Origin of the sequence: Bradyrhizobium sp. (genome assembly GCF_035309285.1) — a bacterium.
Taxonomy (GTDB): domain Bacteria; phylum Pseudomonadota; class Alphaproteobacteria; order Rhizobiales; family Xanthobacteraceae; genus Bradyrhizobium.
The window spans coordinates 21,872-40,244 of sequence record NZ_DATGFH010000077.1 but is presented as its reverse complement, the minus strand read 5'-3'; the positions used below and the strand labels follow the sequence as shown (position 1 = coordinate 40,244).

Below are 18,373 nucleotides of genomic sequence, written 5' to 3'. Positions count from 1 at the left end.
TCGCGGCCCAGAGCCGGAGATCCGCTATGCAAGAACGACCCGAAAACACCGTCGATCCCAAGCTCCTTGAGATCCTGGTCTGTCCGCTGACCAAGGGGCCGCTCGAATATGATTCGGCGAAGCAGGAGTTGATCTCGCGTTCGGCCAAGCTCGCCTATCCGATCCGCGACGGCATTCCGATCATGCTGCCTGAGGAGGCGCGCAAGATCGACTAGGGCATGCTCAATCAAGACACCATGCGCGCGGTCGCGGCAGCGTTGTCGCTTTTGATCGGCCTCTCGACTGCCAGCGCAGGAGCCGAGGAGAGCAAGGTGCAGGTCGGCGCCATCGATGCGTGGTTGAGCGTTCCGTCCGGCATCGAGAAGCCGCCGGTGGCGCTGTTGATCGCGGGCTCCGGATCGACCGACCATGACGGCAGCGGGCCGCGGCTCAAGCCCGCCACGCTGAAGAAGCTTTCGGACGGACTTCTCGCCCACGACATCGCGACGCTTCGCTACGACAAGCGCGGCGCCGGCGGATGGAAAAAGGAGTTCGGGCGTCCTGAGGATTTCCGCTTCAAGGATTTCGTCGACGATGCGGTTTCGCTGGTCGACTATCTGCGCGGCAGCCAAAAATTTTCGCGCGTCGCCGTGGTCGGCCACAGCGAGGGCGGGCTGGTTGCGATCCTGACCGCGCGGCGCGTGCCGGTCGACAAGCTGGTGCTGCTCGCCACCGCCGCGCGCAAGCAGGGCGATCTCTTGAAGGCGCAGCTCGAAAAGCAGCTCCCGCCCGAAAAGTTCGCGCCGATCGCAAAGGCCATCGACGCCATCATGGCCGGACAGATCGTCGATCCGCCGCCGGCAGGGCTCGCGATTGCGCCGGCGATGCAGCCGGGCATCGCGTCGGCCTTCACCGAGGATCCGATCGATCCCCTGAAGAAGATCGTTGGGCCGACTCTGATCATCGCAGGCGGCCGCGACCGCCAGCTCGCGCGGCTCGACTTCCTCGCGCTGGGAGCAGCGGATTTCGCCGCGAAATCGCTATGGCTGCCGGATATGAATCACGTGCTGGTCGACGTCACCGACGAGGCCGATGACGCCGCCTCCTATAACCAGCCCGAACGGCCGCTCGATCCGACGCTGATCGAGACGGTCGCGGAATTCATCCTGGCGGAGCGCGAGCAGCACTGATCGCTCGGCGTCTCGTCGGCAAGGCTATTGCTTCGGCCGCCCGCCCAGCACGATGTGAAGCGGAAACATCAGCACCAGCAGCAGGCCGGCGGCGATGTGGATCCAGCTTATCCACGGTCGCAGCGTCTCGGATCCGAGATAATAGAGCCCGAAGGCGGTCGCGATCAGCACCACGTTGAACGCGGCCATCAGCGATCCCGACACGCGATTTTTCCTGGCTCGCCAGGCGCGCAGGAAGTGCAGCGGGATCAAGGCCCCCAGCATCATCAACGCCAGCATGGCGGCGCCGCCATGCACCATGAGCATGTTGGCCGCGACCTGCTGCCAGATGTCGTCGCTGGAAACATCCTTCTGCCAATCTGCGACAAACCAGCCGGCGCCGGTCAGGAACAGCACCGCAAAGGCCGCATAGATCGCGTAGCGAAATGAGGTTTTAAGCCGCAAGGTTTATGACGTGATGCAAGTTGGAGGTGATGTGAAGGTCGCCGTCGCGCGAGATCATCAGCGCGCCGGCCTCGTAGCGCTCGAGCAGGCCGCCGGCGTCGGCACCGCTGATCATGACCACCTTGGTCAGCGCGTCGGCAATCATGCAGGAGGGCGCGCGCACCGTCGTGCCGTCGATGAGTCGCGGCGGCTGGTCCGTCAAGGGATCGATCACCGCGGAGCTTGCCGTTTCCGCTGTGTCAAAGGGATCGAAGCGGCGGGCGGTCGATGCCAGCGCCTCGTTGCAGATCTCGACGCGACAGACGACCTCGCCCGGATTGCGCGGATGACGAATATGGATCGCCTGCGGCTCTGCGCCGAACGCGGCGAGATCGCCGCCGGCATTCACGAGCCCGCATTCGACGCCGAAGCCGCGAAGTACCTCGAGCGCGCGATCGACGGCAAAACCCTTGGCGATCCCGCCGAGGTCGATGGCGATATCCGCGCGCCGAAAGCGGACTGCGTATCCCGGGAGCAGCTCGATCGCATCAGGCAGGCGTGCCCCGCGGACGATCGCGCTGTTTCCGCTTACGGTAGGCAATAGCCCCATCGTCTGCAGCGCCGGCGCAACGGCGATGTCAAAACTGCCGTTCGAACGCCGATGCATTTCGACCGCCGTTTCCAGGACACGAAACGTCCAGGGGTGCACGACCGTCGGCAGAAGCCAGGCTTCGCGATTGAGGCGGCTGACGTCGCTGTCCGACGCATGAAAGCTCATCAAGCGGTGCACCTCCGCCACGGCCTCGAAGGCGGCGTCGATCGCAGTCATCGATCGGCTTGCCGCTGCGACCTCGATTTCCACGAAGGTGCCGAGCATCGGGCGGGCGCGGCGAATGTCAGCGGAGGCGGTTGCCATAGGTCGCCAACACCCTCTTCACCCCTTCGGTGATATGCGTCGAGGACAGCGTCGCGCCGGCGATATTGCGAATGTCGCCGTTGATCTTGAGGGGGCTGCTGCTCGTCTTGCCGACAAATTGCGCAAGCCAGCTCGGGTTCCTGACGTCGCCCCCGTAGGACTCGCGGTATTCCAGAATCTCGACGCGATGCACGGCGCCTGCCGGCGTGAGCGCCACCGCGTAGTCGATGAACAGATGTTTTCCGACCACGCGGTCGAACACGAAGAAGCCGGCCACGTGTCCGCCGGCTTCGGCCTTCCAGACCCGGCCGGCCTGCACTTCCGTGAAATGCGTGGCGGAGGGAAAGGCCGCCTTCTGGGCTTCCGCGATCGAAAGATACTTGACGGCATAAGCCGGTGAGGCGGCCGCCGCGATCGCCGCGGCCGGCAATGTGTAACGAGTCCATTTCATCAGTCTGCTAGCTCCGTGCCTTTCGCGCTCGGTCAGAAGAAGAAGCCCACGCCGCCGACGAACGAGTCCGATAGCGCGCCCGCGAGAGACTTGTCGATGACCCTCTGATAGGTCAGCTTCAATGCAAGCTTGGGCGACGGGAAGATGGCAAGACCCGCCGTGTGGAATTGGACCTGGCCGTGGCCGGTGGGGAAGTTGGGGTCAGTGCCGGCAAATCCGCCAGCCTGCAGGTTCTCGTAGGTATAGCGATAGAACGGCACCGCTTCCCAGTCGCTGTTCAGGATCGTGCCCATCGGGATGTGATAGGCGATCTCGCCGGAATAGCCGTACATGGTCTTGCCGACGTTGTCGGTCGGATCGGTATCGTTGTTGGCGCGCAGGTTTTCGGGGTGACCAAATTCGACCCACACAGATTCACCCCGCAATTCCAATCCGGTATCGGGCACGCGGTAGCGGAATTCGGCGTCCAGCATGGTCATGCTCGACTTGCCGAGGAAGTTGCCGAAATCATCATGCGCGCCACGCGGCACGACATTGGGCGAGTAGTAGGCGCTTACGCTGCCGGCGAAGCCTGGCAGAACCGTCGGCGTAATGTCGAGCCGGCCGGAGACCGCCAGGGCATCGCTGAGCTGCTGGAAATCGCCGAGCGGAGGATTTGAAAACGTGAGCGCATTGAGACCGTCGATGCCCGGGAAATAGGGCGTGCCCGGAAGCGGAACGGTCTTTGCCGCCGTGCGGGCAGTAAAGGCGTCGCCAAAATCCTCGTTGCTGGCCGAGACCATCACCTGGTATTTCAGATCCTCGTTGATCGTGCCGTAAACGCTCGTGCCGGGCACCTTCCAGGTTGACGGAATAAGCCCGTTGTAAAGCTCGGGCCGGAAGACGCTGTAGAATTGCGTCGGCTCATGGTGCTGGTTGATGTATCCGACCGGCACCAGATCGATGCCGGGCGCGCGCCAGTTGAATTGATCGAGGATCTTGAAATCGACCCAGAGCTGCTCGATCTCGGCTGTGCCGTGCAGCTTGTCGTCGTTGTCGAAGCCCGAGCCCGCATGCTCGAATTCGATCTCGGCGTTGAAGATGATGTTGTCGGTGATGGCATAGGTCGGCAACAGCACCATCCGGCGCGCATCAAATCCGTTCTGCCATTGTCCACCGGCGGCAGGATTTTGCATCGCGCCGAAGAAGAACTCGCCATAGGCGCCGAGGCTTAGCCCCGGGACGGGCGAGGGCTCGAGCCCGAGGATCGGCTTGTCCGCGGCAGGCGCCTCGGCGTCCGGAAGTACGCCAGGCGCTGCGCGATCGGCCTGCTTTGACGCCGGCTTGGCTGTCGCCGACTTGGTCTGATCGGCGATCGCCGCGGCCTTGCTGTCCTTGATCGAGCCGGTCGTCTCCGCGCCTAGCGGTTTGGCGTCCTTGTCGGAAGCCGCGACGTCCTTTGCGACCGGCGTCGCACTCTTGTTCGCGCTCTTCTCTGCCGTTTTCTTCTGCTTCAGCTCGGCTTCAAGCGTCTCGATGCGCTTTTCCATCCGATCGAGCTTTTCCAGGAGGACCTGATTGCTGTTGCTGTCGCCGTCGGTCGCGGCAACGGCGCTTCCGGCGCCGAGAAAAGACAGCGCCGTGGCCGCAAGTAGCGCCGATCGGCACAAACCGTACCGATCGCGGCGTGACTGCAAGACCGGCGAACGCCGCAACTGACGTGACGACATGGTGGCCCCCAACTTTTGCGGACATCGATGGAGTCCGCGACAGTCAGGGGACCTAGCATTGCCTGAGCGAACACTTGAGATCAGAAGCGTGGCGGGCCGCTAGAATCGCTCCACTTTGGAATTAGACTTAGAATAAGAATAAAAACATCGGAGGATGGCGCCGTCGCGCTACAGCGCCTCGCCCTTGAGCAGCCTCGGCACGTCGCCTGATAGACCCGCGGCCTGGCGGATGAAGAATTCCTTCACCGGCGGCGCGCGATCGACCAGGCCGAGCCCGATATCGCGCACGGTGCGCAGCAGCGTCGAGCGGTTGGAGAACAGCAGGTTGAGCGAGTTGGTCGCAAGTCCCATCGCCATGGTGTCGAAGCGCCGCCAGCGCTGGTAGCGCTCGAGCACATCCGCCTGCCCGAGATCAATACCAAGGCGCGCCGCGTCGACCACGACTTCCGCCAAGGCCGCGACGTCCTTCAGCCCCATATTGAGGCCCTGGCCGGCGATCGGATGGATGACATGCGCGGCATCGCCGATCAGCGCGAGGCGCTCGGCGATGAAAGAGCGTGCGACGAAATAGCCAAGCGGAAACGAGCGCGGCCTGTCGAGCACGGTGATCTCGCCAAGGTGCAGCCCAAACCGCTGCTCGAGCTCGCCGAGGAAGGCGGCGTCATCGAGCGCGACGATGCGCGCAGCTTCACTGCGCTTCTCGGTCCAGACCAGGGAGGAGCGCTTTCCCGTCAGCGGCAGGATCGCGAACGGGCCCGCCGGCAGGAAGTGCTCTTCGGCGCGGCCCTGATGATCGCGCTCGTGGCCGACGGTAACGACGATGCCGGACTGATCGTACTCCCAGCCATGGGTCGCGATCCCGGCGCGCTCGCGCAGCTTGGAGCGCGCACCGTCGGCTCCCACCAGCAGGCTCGCGGCGATCAGGCCGCCGTCGGCAAGGGTCACGTCGATGCCGTCCTCGCGCGCATCGTAGGAGGACACGGCTGTTGCGCGAAGCTCGACGCCATGTGCCTCGGCACGCGCCACCAGCGCGTCGATGAGGTGGCGGTTCTCGACCATATGCGCGAATGGCTCGCCCGGCTCCACCTGACCCGTGAAGGTGAGGAAGACCGGTCGCATCGTGTCCTCGAGCTTCGAATCGGTCACCACCATGTCGAGGATCGGCTGCGCGGTGGAGGAAATCTCGCCCCAGACGCCGAGCGCCTCGAACAGCCGCCGGCAGGCGGCGACGATGGCGGTGGCGCGGCCGTCGCGGCTTGGCCGCACGCCGAGCGCCGGATCGGCCACGACCACGGCGACTTCGGCACCGAGGCCCTGTCGCAGCGCCAGTGCGAGCCCCAATCCCGCAAATGATCCGCCCGCGATAACTATGCTTCGTTGTGATGACATGGGAACCTGCTTACTCATACGCACTTGCGCCCGCATTATAGCTGGGCAAAACAGGTTCGCGAAACAAGCCCCAAGCCGTCATTCCGGGATGGTCCGAAGGACCAGACCCGGAATCTCGAGATTCCGGGATCGATGCTGTCGCATCGCCCCGGAATGACGGTGGAGAGACCGAAAGTCATACATGTCCAAAAGCCTGATCGACCTGCTCGCCATCCTCGATCTCGAGCCGCTCGAGGTGAACCTGTTCCGCGGCAACAGTCCCAAGACAAGCTGGCAGCGCGTGTTCGGTGGCCAGGTGATCGGCCAGGCGATGGTTGCGGCCTGCCGCACCGTCGAAGGACGCCTGCCGCATTCGATCCATTGCTATTTTATCCTGCCCGGCGATCCGCAGATCCCGATCATCTACCAGGTGGAGCGGCTGCGCGACGGCAAGAGCTATACGACGCGACGCGTCACCGCGATCCAGCACGGCAATGCCATCTTCTCCATCATGGTATCGTTCCACGCCGAAGAGCAGGGTGCATTCGATCACCAGGACAAGATGCCCGACGTGCCGCCGCCGGAAAAGCTCACCGCCGAGGAAGTCTCCAAGCAGGAGATGTTCCGCGAGATGCCGGACTTCATCCGCCGCTACTACGAATCCGATCGCCCGATCGAGCTTCGGCCCGTCGAGCTCGGCCGCTATTTCGGCCAGAAGATCGACGACGGCCGCATCCATGTCTGGATCCGCACCGCGGCGAAACTACCCGACGATCCGGCGCTGCATCTGTGCGCGCTCGCCTACGCCTCGGACTTCTCGCTTCTCGATGCGATCATGGCGCGTTACGGCCGCACGCTGTTCGACAAGCGGATGATGCCGGCAAGCCTCGATCACGCGATGTGGTTTCATCGCCCGTTCCGCGCCGACGAATGGCTGCTTTACGCACAGGACTCGCCGAGCGCGCAGGGCGGCCGCGGGCTCACCCGCGGCCTGATCTTCAAGGTCGACGGCACGCTGGTCGCCTCCGTCGCGCAGGAAGGCTCGGTGCGGCAGCGGCGGCAGAGTTAAGCGTTGGCGTAAGCGCCGCGCGGGACCACGCTGACTTTTGACGTGTACCAGTTCGCGAACCAGCGCAGCACCCATGGAATTGGAATCAGGAACGCGCAGCCGATGGCAAATACGATCGTGCGCCACAGGATTTCCAATCCCGACCCTGTGAAAATGACCTCACGGTGCGTGCCGCTGACGTTGCGGCAGTTCCAGCGCATCCAGGCGGAGGTGACCCAGGCCCACCCAACGATGGTGATCGCGGAAATCATGAGCAGCAGGTACCAGCCGATATAACCCAGCCAACTTCCCTTGAACTCGAGCGGCAGCTTCACGCCGTTGGAGCTGATATTTGCGACGACCCATCGCACCGCCATCCAGGACAGATAGGCCTGCACCGGGATGAGAATGAGTCGAACGGAAGCGTACCCGGTCGCGCCGCCATAGCTGCAAAGCCCGAGCAGCACGAACACCCACCAGATGTCGCCGAGCTGGCCGGTGAAGTCGAGGTTCGGCCGGCCTGGCACGCGAATGTGCTGCACGAGCCAGCGATAAAAGCTCGTTGCCACCCAGGGGGCCGGGATCACCAGAAGCACGCCGATCACAAACAGCAGGCTCCGTCCGAGCAAGGCCCAAATGCCAACGTCGAGCGAAAACGCCCCATTGCCGCCATAGCCCGCAGCGCCGGCGTTATTGCCGCCACCGCTCATCACGGGACCGCCGCCCGGCGGGATCATCGGCGGCGCCATCGCGCCTGCCATCAGTCCCGGCACTTCACCGGCCTTTTGCCAGCCGGGCATGCCCTCCGACCAGACCAGTGTCTGCGGACTGATCGCGCCGCGCGCGATCAGGTCGCGAAACTGTGGCTCGGGATAAGGACCTTGCTGCTGACCGTTGGACGCAAAAAACCACGAGCGATTGGCCATTCGTCTCCCCCTAAGCGACTAAGCAACACAGCTAAACCCGCAGGCCTTGCAGGACCCGCCAAAGACTTCATTCTGACGGACGACCCTGAGCCCTGTACAGGGCCTTAAGGACACAGGTCGGATGTTTCCGCTCGCGCTTGCAAGTTTTTTGTGCCATTTGCCCGAAAAGATGCCAGATTTGCCGGGACGCCTGCCGGCGCAATAAAGCTTGGGGAAACGAAGGCCTGACCATGAAACTCGTCGTCGCGATCATCAAACCCTTCAAACTGGACGAGGTCCGCCAGGCGCTGACGGCCATCGGCGTGCACGGCATGACGGTCACGGAAGTCAAGGGATATGGCCGCCAGAAGGGCCACACCGAGATCTATCGCGGCGCGGAATATGTCGTGAACTTCCTGCCAAAGCTGCGGATCGAGGTCGCGGTGGCGAGCGATCTCGCCGACAAGGCCATAGAGGTCATCACTGCCAATGCGCGCACCGGCCAAATCGGCGACGGCAAGATTTTCGTGACGCCGATCGACCACGCGCTGCGCATCCGCACCGGCGAGACCGACAGCGACGCGCTCTAAGACGTTCAAGAAGACTTCAACAACGCCGCCGCCAACGATGCCGAGCGGTGATCAACCAAACGACGAACCTTGCCGGGAAAGTCATGGGGGCACATCCGTTCCGTGCAGCGCTGCGCGCTGCGCCAATCCTGTTTGCTGCGATTTTCGCTGTGGCGACGCCGGCACACGCCGCATCGTCCGAGATCAATGCAGCCGACACCGCGTGGATGATGGTGGCGACCGCGCTGGTGCTGATGATGACCATTCCGGGACTGGCGCTGTTCTATTCCGGCATGGTGCGCAAAAAGAATGTGCTGGCGACCATGGCGCAGTCGCTGGCCGCGGTCATGATCGTCTCGATCCTGTGGGCCGCGTTCGGCTACTCGCTCGCCTTCGTCGGCAACGGCCCATGGATCGGCAATCTCGATCGCGCCTTTCTCGCCGGCATGACCATGGACAGCGTTAATCCGGCGGCAAAGACGATTCCCGAGGCGCTGTTCATGCTCTACCAGATGACCTTCGCGATCATCACGGTGGCGCTGGTGGCGGGATCGGTCGCGGACCGCATGCGCTTCTCGGCCTATCTGTTGTTCGCCATCGCCTGGTTCATCTTTGTCTACGTGCCGCTCGCGCATTGGGTCTGGGGCGGCGGCTTCCTCGGCGCGATGGGCGTCCTGGATTTCGCCGGCGGCCTTGTCGTGCATCTTTCCGCCGGCGTCGGCGGACTGGTGGCGGCCCGGGTGATCGGTCAGCGGCAGGGCTACGGCACTGAAAACCTCTCGCCGTTCGATCTCTCGCTCGCCGTGATCGGCACCGGGCTGTTGTGGGTCGGCTGGTTCGGCTTCAACGGTGGCTCGGCGCTCTCAGCGAGCCCGCGCGCGGTGATGGCAATCACCGCGACGCATCTCGCGGCGTGCTCCGGCGCGCTGGTATGGGCCGGCATCGAATGGTGGGTGCGGCGCAAGCCTTCCGTGCTTGGCATGATCTCAGGCGCGGTCGCGGGGCTCGGCACCATCACGCCAGCGTCCGGCTTTGTCGCGCCCTGGCATGGCCTCATCATCGGCGCCGTCGCCGGCGCGGTCTGCTACTGGGCCTGCACCTCGCTGAAGCAGCGCTTCAAATATGATGACTCGCTCGACGTGTTCGGCGTGCATGGCATCGGCGGTCTGACCGGGACGCTTCTGTGCGGCGTTTTCGCGACCGCTTCCATCGGCGGGACCGCGGGCCTGATCGAGGGTCATTCCCAGCAGGTGCTGATCCAGCTCTACGGCGTGGCCGTCACGCTGGTCTGGTCGGCCGGCGTTACCTATGCCCTGCTCAGGCTGGTCGGCCTCTTCGTTCCGCTCCGGGTGTCGCGGGGGCAGGAGTTGGAGGGCCTCGATATCTCGCAGCATGGCGAGGCACTGCAATAATCTCGTTACCTTGATACCGCCAATCTGCGCGGCGCATGGGCAGCCTTTATGTCCGAACCCTGGCGCGATTACGGATTAGGCAGCCCTGTCCAAGTTTTAGGCGCGACCCGATTGCGCTGGGTCGGGAGATCCCCGCTCAAGGCAAAAATGCCCGCGTTCATAATTTGTTAGGGCCCCTCAACCATCTGGCACGGCATTTGATTCTACGCCCCCGGCTGTCGCCGCGTTGTGATCTTTCTCCGCGTGGTGAACCTCAGTCGAGAACCCGGTCGCGTCCGTACCGGGCAAAAGCGGGGATAGGACCCATGAAAATTGTTATGGCGATCATCAAGCCATTCAAACTCGAAGAAGTCCGCGATGCCCTGACCGCCATTGGCGTTCACGGTCTCACGGTGACGGAAGTCAAGGGATATGGCCGGCAAAAAGGCCACACGGAAATCTACCGTGGAGCCGAATACGCGGTGAGCTTCCTGCCCAAGATCAAGATCGAGGTCGCGGTCGCCTCCGAGCAGGTCGACAAGACCATCGAGGCCATCACGACTGCGGCCAAGACCGGCCAGATCGGCGACGGCAAGATCTTCGTCATCAACCTCGACCATGCGATCCGCATTCGCACGGGCGAAGCGGATGCCGCGGCCCTCTGATTTCGCGCTCACACCTTACCACTCAGGAGTACAAGAAAATGACGTTTAAGCGTCCCAGCAACATGGGACTGGCTGCCCTCGCGCTTCTGGCAGGGCTTTGTGCCGTCGGCTTCGCCGATACCGCGCTGGCCCAGACGGCGGCACCTGCTGCAGCGGCTGCGCCCGTTCCCAACAAGGGCGACGTCGCCTGGATGCTCACCTCCAGCGCGCTTGTTCTGATGATGTCGATTCCCGGTCTCGCCCTGTTCTATGGCGGCCTTGTGCGCACCAAGAACATGGCTTCGGTTCTGACCCAGGTGTTTGCGATCGTCTCGATGATCGGCGTGACCTGGACCCTCTACGGCTACTCGATGGCCTTCTCCGACGGCGGCAGCATGACGGCCTATGTCGGCGGCTTCAGCAAGGCCTTCATGCACGGGGTCGACGCCAACTCGACGGCGGCGACGTTCTCCAACGGCGTCGTCATTCCGGAGCTCGCCTACTTCGTGTTCCAGATGACCTTCGCCATGATCACCCCGGCCCTGATCGTCGGCGCATTCGCCGAGCGCATCAAGTTCTCGGCGGTGATGCTGTTCATCCTGTTGTGGTCGACCTTCATCTACTATCCGATCGCGCACTGGGTCTGGTACGTCGCCGCTCCCGATGACGTCGCCAACGCCGCCAAGGCGCTGGCTGCGGCGAGCGGCGAGGCGGCGAAGGCCGCCGCGCAAGCCAAGCTCGATGCGGTCACGAACTCGGTCGGCTGGCTCGCCGGCGCCGGCGCGCTCGACTTCGCGGGCGGCACCGTCGTGCACATCAATGCCGGCATCGCCGGTCTCGTCGGCGCACTCATCATCGGCAAGCGCGTCGGCTACGGCAAGGATCTGATGGCTCCGCACTCGCTGACCATGACCATGATCGGCGCCTCGCTGCTCTGGGTCGGCTGGTTCGGCTTCAACGCCGGTTCGAACCTGGAGGCCAACGGCACCACCGCGCTCGCCTTCGTCAACACCATGGTTGCGACCGCCGGTGCGGCGCTGTCCTGGCTGCTGTTCGAATGGGCTTTCAAGGGCAAGCCCTCGTTGCTCGGCATCTGCTCGGGTGCGGTCGCGGGCCTCGTCGCGGTCACGCCGGCGTCCGGCTTCGCCGGCGCGATCGGTGCGCTCGTGCTCGGCCTCGTGGTCTCGCCGGTCTGCCTGTTCTTCGTCTCCACCGTGAAGAACACCTTCGGCTATGACGACGCGCTCGACGTGTTCGGCGTGCACTGCATCGGCGGCATCGTCGGCGCGCTCGGCACGGGCATCCTGGTCAACCCGGCGCTCGGTGGCGTCGGCATCACCGACTACACCAACATCACCGGCAACAATGCCGGCACCTACGACCTCGTCACGCAGATGATCGCGCAGGGCAAGGCCGTGCTGGCCACGCTCGTTTGGTCGGGTGTGGGTTCGGCGATCCTCTACAAGGTCGTCGACCTGGTCGTCGGGCTGCGTCCCTCCGTGGAAGCGGAGCGCGAGGGTCTCGACATCACCGACCACGGCGAGCGCGCCTACAACTACTGAAGTCCTTCCTGGGCCTGGTCCGAACGGGCCAGGCCCAGACCTTCGGTTTGGGCACATACCCGGCAAATGCCCCGACCGTTGAGGGGCTCCAGCGCAAGTTGGAGCCCCTTTCTTTTTGTCGCAGCGGGGATTGCAAACACCCGCTACGGCGTCGAAACTGTTCTCCAAACAAAAACCAGGAGGACGTCATGAAACTGGAAGGCGGATGCTATTGCGGCGCGGTGCGTTATGCGGCCGAGGGCGAACCCGTGATGCAGGCGCAGTGCCATTGCCGCGAATGCCAGTACATCACCGGCGGTTCGCCCAATCTGTTCGTTGCGTTGCCGCCGGACAGCTTCAAATACACCAAGGGCGCGCCCAAGCAGTTTGCCCGCAAGGATCTGGCGAAGCCGGTAACGCGGGAATTTTGCGCCGAATGCGGGACCCATATGGTGACGCGCCCGAATGTCCCGCTCGTCGTGATCAAGGTCGGCACGCTCGACAAGCCGGCGCAGATCATGCCACAAGTCGCGATCTATACCGTCGACAAGCAGCCCTTCCACCACGTGCCCGACGGCATGCCGGCGTTCGAGCGGTTGCCGCAGCGCTAGCGCTTTGACAACACCGGACCGACAAAAAAGCCGGCTCGTTGAGCCGGCTTTGATTATCCGTTCTCGGTTGGCGAGTAAGGGGATCCCTTCGGGGCGGCTTGTCAGCGCGCCTCAAGTCGAGGGCACCCAACCTCTTCTGCCGGACAGGCGCCGGGCAGTTCGATCAAGCAGAGGCTTGAAGGCGCCAAGAAAGCATTAAGCAAGCACCAAGAGTGCACAAGGTCACGTTGGCGAAGGAAAAGCAGAGCTATTGTGGTCTGGCCAAGCTCTGCTACAGGAACCTGTTGCCACTTTCCTTCGTTGCTTGGGCTGACGATTTAAGTGCCAATTCTTACTTGCGTCGGGTCACTTGATGCTGGATCGCAGCAAAGCCGATTTTCGCCCACCGGCCCCCTATCCTGCGGCGGTCCGGCCGGGTCTCTTCAAGCTCCTTGTGAGGTTAAAGAGGAATCCGCTGGAATGCTGGAGCGCGGATTTTTTCCGTGAGCCGATCGCAAAGGTCCGACTGCCTTTTACCGACGCATTCCTGATCAACGACCCTTCGGCCGTCAAGCGCGTGCTGATGGACAATTCCACAAACTACCCCAAGGACCCGATCCAGCGTCGCATTCTCGCCGCCGGTCTCGCCGATGGCCTTCTGAGCGTCGAGGGTGCGCGCTGGGAGGCGCAGCGGCGCGCGCTCGCTCCGCTATTTTCAAGACGCACGGTTTCTCACTTCGTCGAAGCGATGTTGGCCGTTGGCGGCCAGTTTGCGGACAAATGGAGCAAGCTCGGATCCGGAGCCCGCATCGATGTCGCTGCCGAGATGGCGCTGCTGACGTTGAACACGCTCGCCTTCACCATCTTCTCGGACGGCATCGGCGGAGACTTCGAGGAATTCCGTCTCGCGATGAATGCCTATTTCGGCGTGATCGGCCGCATCGGCGCGTTGGATCTGTTGGGCGTGCCGCAATACGTGCCGCGGCCGGGTCATCGGCGCTTGCGCCGCACGATGGCTTACTTCGAGGGAGTCATCGACGACATCATCGAGATCAGGCGCCGAAGGCTCGCACGGCTTGATGAAGGCGAGGGTCCGAACGACCTGTTGACGCTGCTGTTGCGCTCGCTCGATCCGTCGACCGGGCGCCAATTGAGTCTCGCCGAGGTGAAATCGAACATCCTCACCTTCCTCTCGGCGGGCCACGAGACCACCGCCAACGCGCTGACATGGTCGATCTACCTGCTGTCCCAGTCGCCGCAATGGTGGGCGCGCGTGCGCGAGGAGGCCGAACGGGAGCTGGATGGCCCGATCGACGGCCTGCCCGACCGGCTCGTTGTGACCAAGGCGGTCATTGAGGAAGCCTTGCGGCTCTATCCACCGATCGCGGCCGTCAGCCGAAGCGCCGAGAAGGGCGACAGGCTTGGAGAGGTCGACATCAAGCGGGGATCGTTGATCGTGATCGCGCCGTATGTGCTGCATCGGCATCAAGGGCTATGGAGCCGGCCCGATATCTTCGATCCCTCGCGGTTCATGCCGGACGCTCGCGGCAGCATTCCACGGTTTGCGTACATGCCGTTCGGCGTCGGTCCGCGAATCTGCATCGGCGCCGCATTTGCCCTGCAGGAAGCCGCCATCGTACTCGCCGTGCTCGTGCGCCGCTTCGACATGCGCTTGGCGCAGAACGCGGAAATCTGGCCGCAGCAGCGCATCACCCTGCGGCCGGCGAACGGATTGCCGATGGACATCGTGGAACGAGCGCGCGGTTAATTCAGCCTGAGATCGTAGGGTGGGCAAAGGCACAAAGCGCCGTGCCCACCATTCCTCGACAGGCGTCATCGTGAATGGTGGGCACGCGGAGCCTGTCGTCGGGCCGCGCGTTCGCGCGGACCCGTTGGCTTTGCCCACCCTACATTCATTTTCCGGATCAAACGTCAGTTCAGCCGAAGCTCGGTGATGTGACGGGGATCCGGCTTGAGCTCGCCTTTCTCCACGCGCGTGACGAGGTCGGTCAGCACCGCGTTGGCGCGGCAGGTGAGGCTGACCTTCTCGCCTTCGCGCACCACAAGCCCGTTCATGAACTCGATCTCGGTCCGCCGGCCCTTCTGCATGTCCTGGCCCATGGACGGGCGCTGCTCACTTGCGACGCGCTTGCCGTCCTTGAAGCGCTGCTCGTCGCACGCCTTCATCATCGCCTCATCGCCCTCGCCGGCGCGGGCGATCGTCTCCGGCGGCAGGTGCAGGATCTCCTCGAGCTGATACCCGAGCGCCTGCCCGACCCGGATCGCCTCGCTCCCGAGCCGGGTGGAGAAGCGGCGGATCGGCTCGTTTTGCAGCATCTCGCCGCCGGGTAGCCCCGTGCAGGCCGAGAGCCCGTTGCCCATGACATTGGCGACGAGCTTCGACCAGCGCTCGCCCCAGAGATTGCTGGTGACCATGGCGCTGTCGGCGGTGCCGACCAGGCGGCGGATTTCCTCGGCGCGGTCGGTGATGCGGCCGTGCACCTCGCCGGTCCGGAAGACGGTATGCGCGGTCCCGCCCTTTCCCGCGCCGCGGTGAATGTGACCGGGCGCTGGCAGGTTCACGGTGATGCTGCTCGCAATGCAGCCCAGCGTCTTGCCCCAGCCGACCACGCCGGCGATCGTCTCTTCGTTCATGCAGTTCTGCAGCGAGACGACATAGCCGTTCGGCGCCAGATATTGCCGGATCATCATGGTCGCCCACGCCGTGTCGTAGGACTTCATGCAGACAAAGGCGATGTCGACCGGCTTCTCCCTGGCGAGGCACTGCACGTCGGTCACGTGCAGCGCGCGTACCGGCACCTGGAATTCCGCCACGTCTTTCGCGTGAGTGACGCGCAGACCGTGCTTTCGCATGTGCTCGACATGCTCGGGCCATGGATCGATGAAGGTCACGTCCTCGCCGGCCTGCACCATATGCGCGCCGGTATAGCCGCCAACGGCGCCTGCTCCCACGATCGCGATCTTTCGGCCCATGCGTCTCCCCTGCATCTTCGTTTTCGTTGGCCCATGCTAGCCCGGCCGAAGGTCCCATCACAATGGCGGGAGCCGAGTGAGGGCTCATGCCGCAATCGCAGAGCTCCTCGAGCGAATCCAGCGATATGCAGCTTTGGCTGCGCCCGTCTCTGCGTCATCGGGCGTCGATTGACTCGGGTTCCAATTGTTGACCTGATGCGCCTTGCGTCCTCCCACCTTTCGGGGTGGTCAGGCTGAGGATCGTCATGGCTTACTGTCTCCTGATCCTTGTTGGGCCAATTGTCTTCCAAAGGAAATCCCATGAGCGAAATCTGGCAATCGTCGGCGAGCGAGCTCGCGCAGCGCATCGCCAAGCGCGAGCTGAGCTCGCTGGAGGTCGTGAATGCGCACCTCAATCGCATCGAGACGGTCAATCCGGCGCTGAATGCGATCGTGAAAGTGTTGCGTGAAGAGGCTCGCGCCGCGGCGAAGCAGGCTGATCAACGGCTGGCCGCCGGCGAGGCGATTGGTCCGTTGCACGGCGTGCCCTTCACGGTGAAGGAGAACATCGATATGGCCGGGCTCCCCACCACCTGGGGCGTGCCGGCGCTGGCACAAGCGATCGTGCCGGCGGATGCTCCGGTCGTCGCACGGATGCGCGCGGCCGGCGCGATCCCGATCGGCCGCACCAATCTGCCGGACATGGCGCTGCGCATTCACACCGTCAGCTCGCTGCATGGGCTCACCCGAAATCCATGGCACCCAGGCCGCACCGCCGGCGGATCAAGCGGCGGCGAGGCTGCCGCGCTCGCGAGCGGCATGAGCCCCATCGGACTTGGCAACGACATCGGCGGTTCGCTGCGCAATCCGGCCAACGCCTGCGGCATCGCATCGATCCGGCCTTCAGCGGGACGTGTGCCCGATGCGGGTTATGTCCCGACGCAGGATCATCTGCTGGCGGTGCAAATGATGAATGTGCAGGGCCCGATGGCCCGCCGCGTCGCCGATGTGCGGCTCGGCTTGCGCATCCTGATGGGCGCGCATCCGCGCGATCCCTGGTCCATCGATGCGCCCTTCGAGGGCCCCGCCGTGGCCCGTCCAATACGCGTTGCGGTCATGCCCGAGCCCCCTGGCGGCAGCACGGACAAGGCGGTGGCGGCTGCGGTTCGACGCGCGGCAAAAGCCCTGGCCGATGCCGGGTATATCGTCGAAGAGGCGTCGCCGCCGCGTTACGAGGACGCGATCGGTTGCTGGGCCCGCCTGATCATCGGCGACTTCGGTTCGGTGCTCGCCCAGCTGTCGCCGATGATGGGCGCCGACGCACTCGCATTCCTCAACACCACCATTCAGGCGGTGCCGCCATTGGCCGACGCCGCCGCATTTTCGAACCTGATGGTCGAGCGTGACGGCATCGCGCGGGCTTGGTCCACCTTCATGGCAGACAGGCCGCTGCTGCTTTCACCGACCTGGACGCAATTGCCGTTCGAGCACGGCTTCGATTCGGCGACACCTGAGGGAACGGCCGCGACCATGGAGCTGATGCGCCCGGTGATGCCTGCGAACCTGATGGGGCTGCCCTCGGCCTGTGTGCCGGCCGGCCGCGACGAGGCGACGGGACTGCCGATCGGCGTGCTCGTCACCGGGCAGAGGCTTCGCGAAGACCTTTGCCTCGAAGCGGCGGAGGCGATCGAGTCGCGGCTTGGCCTGGCGACGCCGATCGATCCGGTTCGTTGAGCCGCGCTTTGCAGGAGCACAATGATGCAGCTTCCATATCATCATCGCTATGCCTATTCGCCGATCGTTGACCGCCCGGACTATTCCTGGCCGGACGGAAAGCGGCTCGCGGTCTATCTCGGCCTCAATATCGAGCATTTTGCGTTCGGCGCGGGTGAAGGTCATCTCTTGACCGTCGCGGGCGCTGCGCCGGACCCGCGAACGTTCGCGTGGCGCGACTACGGCAACCGGGTCGGCGTCTGGCGCTGTCTCGAACTCTTTGATGAATTGAACCTGCCGGCGGCACACCTCATCAACACCGCGGTTTTCGACTATGCACCCCGCATCGTCGACGCATTGAAGGCGCGCGGCGATGAGTTCATTGGGCACGGCCGCACCAACGCGGAACGTCACAGCCATATGTGGGAAGCCGACGAGAAGCGATTCCTGCAGGAGGTTCGCGACGCGATCGCGCGCGCGTCGGGAAAGCCGCCGCGGGGCTGGATGGCGCCCTGGATGGCGGCGACGCACCACACACCGGACCTGTTGAAGGAGGTCGGGTTCGATTTCCTGATGGACTGGCCGGCCGACGATCAGCCGCTCTGGATGAAGACGCGCTCGGGTCCAATCATGAGCGTTCCGTACCCGATCGAGATCAACGACAGCCCGCAAATTCTGGTGCGGCATCACTCGCCGGAAGAATTCCGCGACTTCACCATCGGTCAATTCGAGGAGCTGTTGCGTCAATCCGCAAAACAGCCGCTGGTCTGCGGCATCGCCCTGCACACGATGATCGTGGGCCAGCCCTACAGGCTGCGCATGCTGCGCGAGGCGTTGCAGCATATCGTCAGCCATCCGGAGAAAGAAAAAGTGTGGTTCACCCGGCCGTCGGCGATCTACGACCATTGCGCCGCGTTGCCGACGAAGCAATTTCCGCCGGCTTAGCGGATCGATCCTGGTGTG

18 protein-coding genes are annotated in these 18,373 nt (G+C 63.9%); 11 read left to right on the top strand and 7 right to left on the bottom strand.

Going from position 1 to position 18,373, the window contains the following annotated elements:
• The first annotated feature begins 26 nt into the window (after positions 1–26).
• Together VKR55_RS15620 and VKR55_RS15615 are read left to right on the top strand one after the other, a co-directional pair.
• Complete coding sequence (locus VKR55_RS15620; RefSeq protein ID WP_324404803.1) at positions 27–215, top strand: Trm112 family protein; 189 nt, start codon at positions 27–29, stop codon at positions 213–215.
• Between the two features lie 3 nt (positions 216–218).
• On the top strand, positions 219–1,169 hold the full coding sequence (locus VKR55_RS15615; protein ID WP_324404802.1) for an alpha/beta hydrolase family protein: 951 nt from the start codon (positions 219–221) through the stop codon (positions 1,167–1,169).
• Between the two features lie 24 nt (positions 1,170–1,193).
• On the opposite strand, the gene VKR55_RS15610 is transcribed toward VKR55_RS15615, so the two are convergent.
• From VKR55_RS15610 to VKR55_RS15590, 5 genes are all read right to left on the bottom strand, one after another.
• Entirely contained in the window at positions 1,194–1,613 is a 420-nt protein-coding gene (locus VKR55_RS15610) for a hypothetical protein (RefSeq protein ID WP_324404801.1), read from the bottom strand.
• Positions 1,603–2,508, bottom strand: coding sequence for an FAD:protein FMN transferase (locus VKR55_RS15605; protein WP_324404800.1), 906 nt, complete (start codon positions 2,506–2,508; stop codon positions 1,603–1,605). Before VKR55_RS15605 ends, VKR55_RS15610 begins: the two co-directional genes overlap by 11 nt.
• Positions 2,489–2,959: an FMN-binding protein gene (locus VKR55_RS15600; RefSeq protein WP_324404799.1), complete on the bottom strand. Its 471-nt coding sequence runs from the start codon at positions 2,957–2,959 to the stop codon at positions 2,489–2,491. Before VKR55_RS15600 ends, VKR55_RS15605 begins: the two co-directional genes overlap by 20 nt.
• A gap of 32 nt (positions 2,960–2,991) precedes the next feature.
• Positions 2,992–4,668, bottom strand: coding sequence for a cell envelope integrity TolA family protein (locus VKR55_RS15595; protein ID WP_324404798.1), 1,677 nt, complete (start codon positions 4,666–4,668; stop codon positions 2,992–2,994).
• 168 nt (positions 4,669–4,836) lie between these two features.
• The gene (locus VKR55_RS15590) at positions 4,837–6,057 is read right to left on the bottom strand and encodes a ubiquinone biosynthesis hydroxylase (protein WP_324404797.1); all 1,221 of its coding nucleotides are present in this window, start codon (positions 6,055–6,057) and stop codon (positions 4,837–4,839) included.
• A gap of 181 nt (positions 6,058–6,238) precedes the next feature.
• On the opposite strand from VKR55_RS15590, the gene tesB reads away from it, so the two are divergent.
• Entirely contained in the window at positions 6,239–7,105 is an 867-nt protein-coding gene (tesB, locus tag VKR55_RS15585; protein WP_324404796.1) for an acyl-CoA thioesterase II, read from the top strand.
• Here tesB and VKR55_RS15580 read toward each other — a convergent pair.
• On the bottom strand, positions 7,102–8,010 hold the full coding sequence (locus VKR55_RS15580) for a DUF4339 domain-containing protein (RefSeq protein ID WP_324404795.1): 909 nt from the start codon (positions 8,008–8,010) through the stop codon (positions 7,102–7,104). The two genes, tesB and VKR55_RS15580, sit on opposite strands and share 4 nt — an antisense overlap.
• Positions 8,011–8,240: 230 nt before the next feature.
• On the opposite strand from VKR55_RS15580, the gene VKR55_RS15575 reads away from it, so the two are divergent.
• The 6 genes from VKR55_RS15575 to VKR55_RS15550 all read left to right on the top strand — a co-directional run bounded on the left by VKR55_RS15575 (position 8,241) and on the right by VKR55_RS15550 (position 14,492).
• Positions 8,241–8,579: a P-II family nitrogen regulator gene (locus VKR55_RS15575; RefSeq protein WP_324404794.1), complete on the top strand. Its 339-nt coding sequence runs from the start codon at positions 8,241–8,243 to the stop codon at positions 8,577–8,579.
• An 83-nt stretch (positions 8,580–8,662) separates the two neighbouring features.
• Positions 8,663–9,970, top strand: coding sequence for an ammonium transporter (locus VKR55_RS15570; RefSeq protein WP_324404793.1), 1,308 nt, complete (start codon positions 8,663–8,665; stop codon positions 9,968–9,970).
• Between the two features lie 305 nt (positions 9,971–10,275).
• Positions 10,276–10,614 carry a P-II family nitrogen regulator gene (locus tag VKR55_RS15565; RefSeq protein ID WP_324404792.1) on the top strand — a complete coding sequence of 113 codons (339 nt, stop codon included), beginning with the start codon at positions 10,276–10,278 and terminating at the stop codon, positions 10,612–10,614.
• A 38-nt stretch (positions 10,615–10,652) separates the two neighbouring features.
• Complete coding sequence (locus tag VKR55_RS15560; protein WP_324404791.1) at positions 10,653–12,155, top strand: ammonium transporter; 1,503 nt, start codon at positions 10,653–10,655, stop codon at positions 12,153–12,155.
• A 188-nt stretch (positions 12,156–12,343) separates the two neighbouring features.
• Positions 12,344–12,745 carry a GFA family protein gene (locus tag VKR55_RS15555; protein ID WP_324404790.1) on the top strand — a complete coding sequence of 134 codons (402 nt, stop codon included), beginning with the start codon at positions 12,344–12,346 and terminating at the stop codon, positions 12,743–12,745.
• A gap of 352 nt (positions 12,746–13,097) precedes the next feature.
• On the top strand, positions 13,098–14,492 hold the full coding sequence (locus VKR55_RS15550) for a cytochrome P450 (RefSeq protein WP_324404789.1): 1,395 nt from the start codon (positions 13,098–13,100) through the stop codon (positions 14,490–14,492).
• A gap of 164 nt (positions 14,493–14,656) precedes the next feature.
• Here the strand turns inward: VKR55_RS15550 and VKR55_RS15545 are convergent, their stop codons facing one another.
• Positions 14,657–15,718, bottom strand: a complete 1,062-nt coding sequence (locus VKR55_RS15545) for a ketopantoate reductase family protein (protein WP_324404788.1) — start codon at positions 15,716–15,718, stop codon at positions 14,657–14,659.
• A 300-nt stretch (positions 15,719–16,018) separates the two neighbouring features.
• Here VKR55_RS15545 and VKR55_RS15540 point away from each other — a divergent pair, with 300 nt between their 5' ends.
• The gene (locus tag VKR55_RS15540) at positions 16,019–17,431 is read left to right on the top strand and encodes an amidase (protein WP_324404787.1); all 1,413 of its coding nucleotides are present in this window, start codon (positions 16,019–16,021) and stop codon (positions 17,429–17,431) included.
• A gap of 24 nt (positions 17,432–17,455) precedes the next feature.
• Positions 17,456–18,355 carry a polysaccharide deacetylase family protein gene (locus VKR55_RS15535; protein ID WP_324404786.1) on the top strand — a complete coding sequence of 300 codons (900 nt, stop codon included), beginning with the start codon at positions 17,456–17,458 and terminating at the stop codon, positions 18,353–18,355.
• Positions 18,356–18,373 lie beyond the last annotated feature (18 nt).

Bases quoted from the DNA above. Each gene is read 5' to 3' on its own strand.
- VKR55_RS15620 (WP_324404803.1), top strand. From the start codon at position 27: ATGCAAGAACGACCCGAAAACACCGTCGATCCCAAGCTCCTTGAGATC.
- VKR55_RS15560 (WP_324404791.1), top strand. From the start codon at position 10,653: ATGACGTTTAAGCGTCCCAGCAACATGGGACTGGCTGCCCTCGCGCTT.
- VKR55_RS15540 (WP_324404787.1), top strand. From the start codon at position 16,019: ATGAGCGAAATCTGGCAATCGTCGGCGAGCGAGCTCGCGCAGCGCATC.
- VKR55_RS15615 (WP_324404802.1), top strand. From the start codon at position 219: ATGCTCAATCAAGACACCATGCGCGCGGTCGCGGCAGCGTTGTCGCTT.
- VKR55_RS15595 (WP_324404798.1), bottom strand. From the start codon at position 4,668: ATGTCGTCACGTCAGTTGCGGCGTTCGCCGGTCTTGCAGTCACGCCGC.
- VKR55_RS15535 (WP_324404786.1), top strand. From the start codon at position 17,456: ATGCAGCTTCCATATCATCATCGCTATGCCTATTCGCCGATCGTTGAC.
- VKR55_RS15565 (WP_324404792.1), top strand. From the start codon at position 10,276: ATGAAAATTGTTATGGCGATCATCAAGCCATTCAAACTCGAAGAAGTC.
- VKR55_RS15545 (WP_324404788.1), bottom strand. From the start codon at position 15,718: ATGGGCCGAAAGATCGCGATCGTGGGAGCAGGCGCCGTTGGCGGCTAT.
- VKR55_RS15550 (WP_324404789.1), top strand. From the start codon at position 13,098: ATGCTGGATCGCAGCAAAGCCGATTTTCGCCCACCGGCCCCCTATCCT.
- VKR55_RS15570 (WP_324404793.1), top strand. From the start codon at position 8,663: ATGGGGGCACATCCGTTCCGTGCAGCGCTGCGCGCTGCGCCAATCCTG.
- VKR55_RS15575 (WP_324404794.1), top strand. From the start codon at position 8,241: ATGAAACTCGTCGTCGCGATCATCAAACCCTTCAAACTGGACGAGGTC.
- VKR55_RS15580 (WP_324404795.1), bottom strand. From the start codon at position 8,010: ATGGCCAATCGCTCGTGGTTTTTTGCGTCCAACGGTCAGCAGCAAGGT.
- tesB (WP_324404796.1), top strand. From the start codon at position 6,239: ATGTCCAAAAGCCTGATCGACCTGCTCGCCATCCTCGATCTCGAGCCG.
- VKR55_RS15555 (WP_324404790.1), top strand. From the start codon at position 12,344: ATGAAACTGGAAGGCGGATGCTATTGCGGCGCGGTGCGTTATGCGGCC.
- VKR55_RS15605 (WP_324404800.1), bottom strand. From the start codon at position 2,508: ATGGCAACCGCCTCCGCTGACATTCGCCGCGCCCGCCCGATGCTCGGC.
- VKR55_RS15600 (WP_324404799.1), bottom strand. From the start codon at position 2,959: ATGAAATGGACTCGTTACACATTGCCGGCCGCGGCGATCGCGGCGGCC.
- VKR55_RS15590 (WP_324404797.1), bottom strand. From the start codon at position 6,057: ATGTCATCACAACGAAGCATAGTTATCGCGGGCGGATCATTTGCGGGA.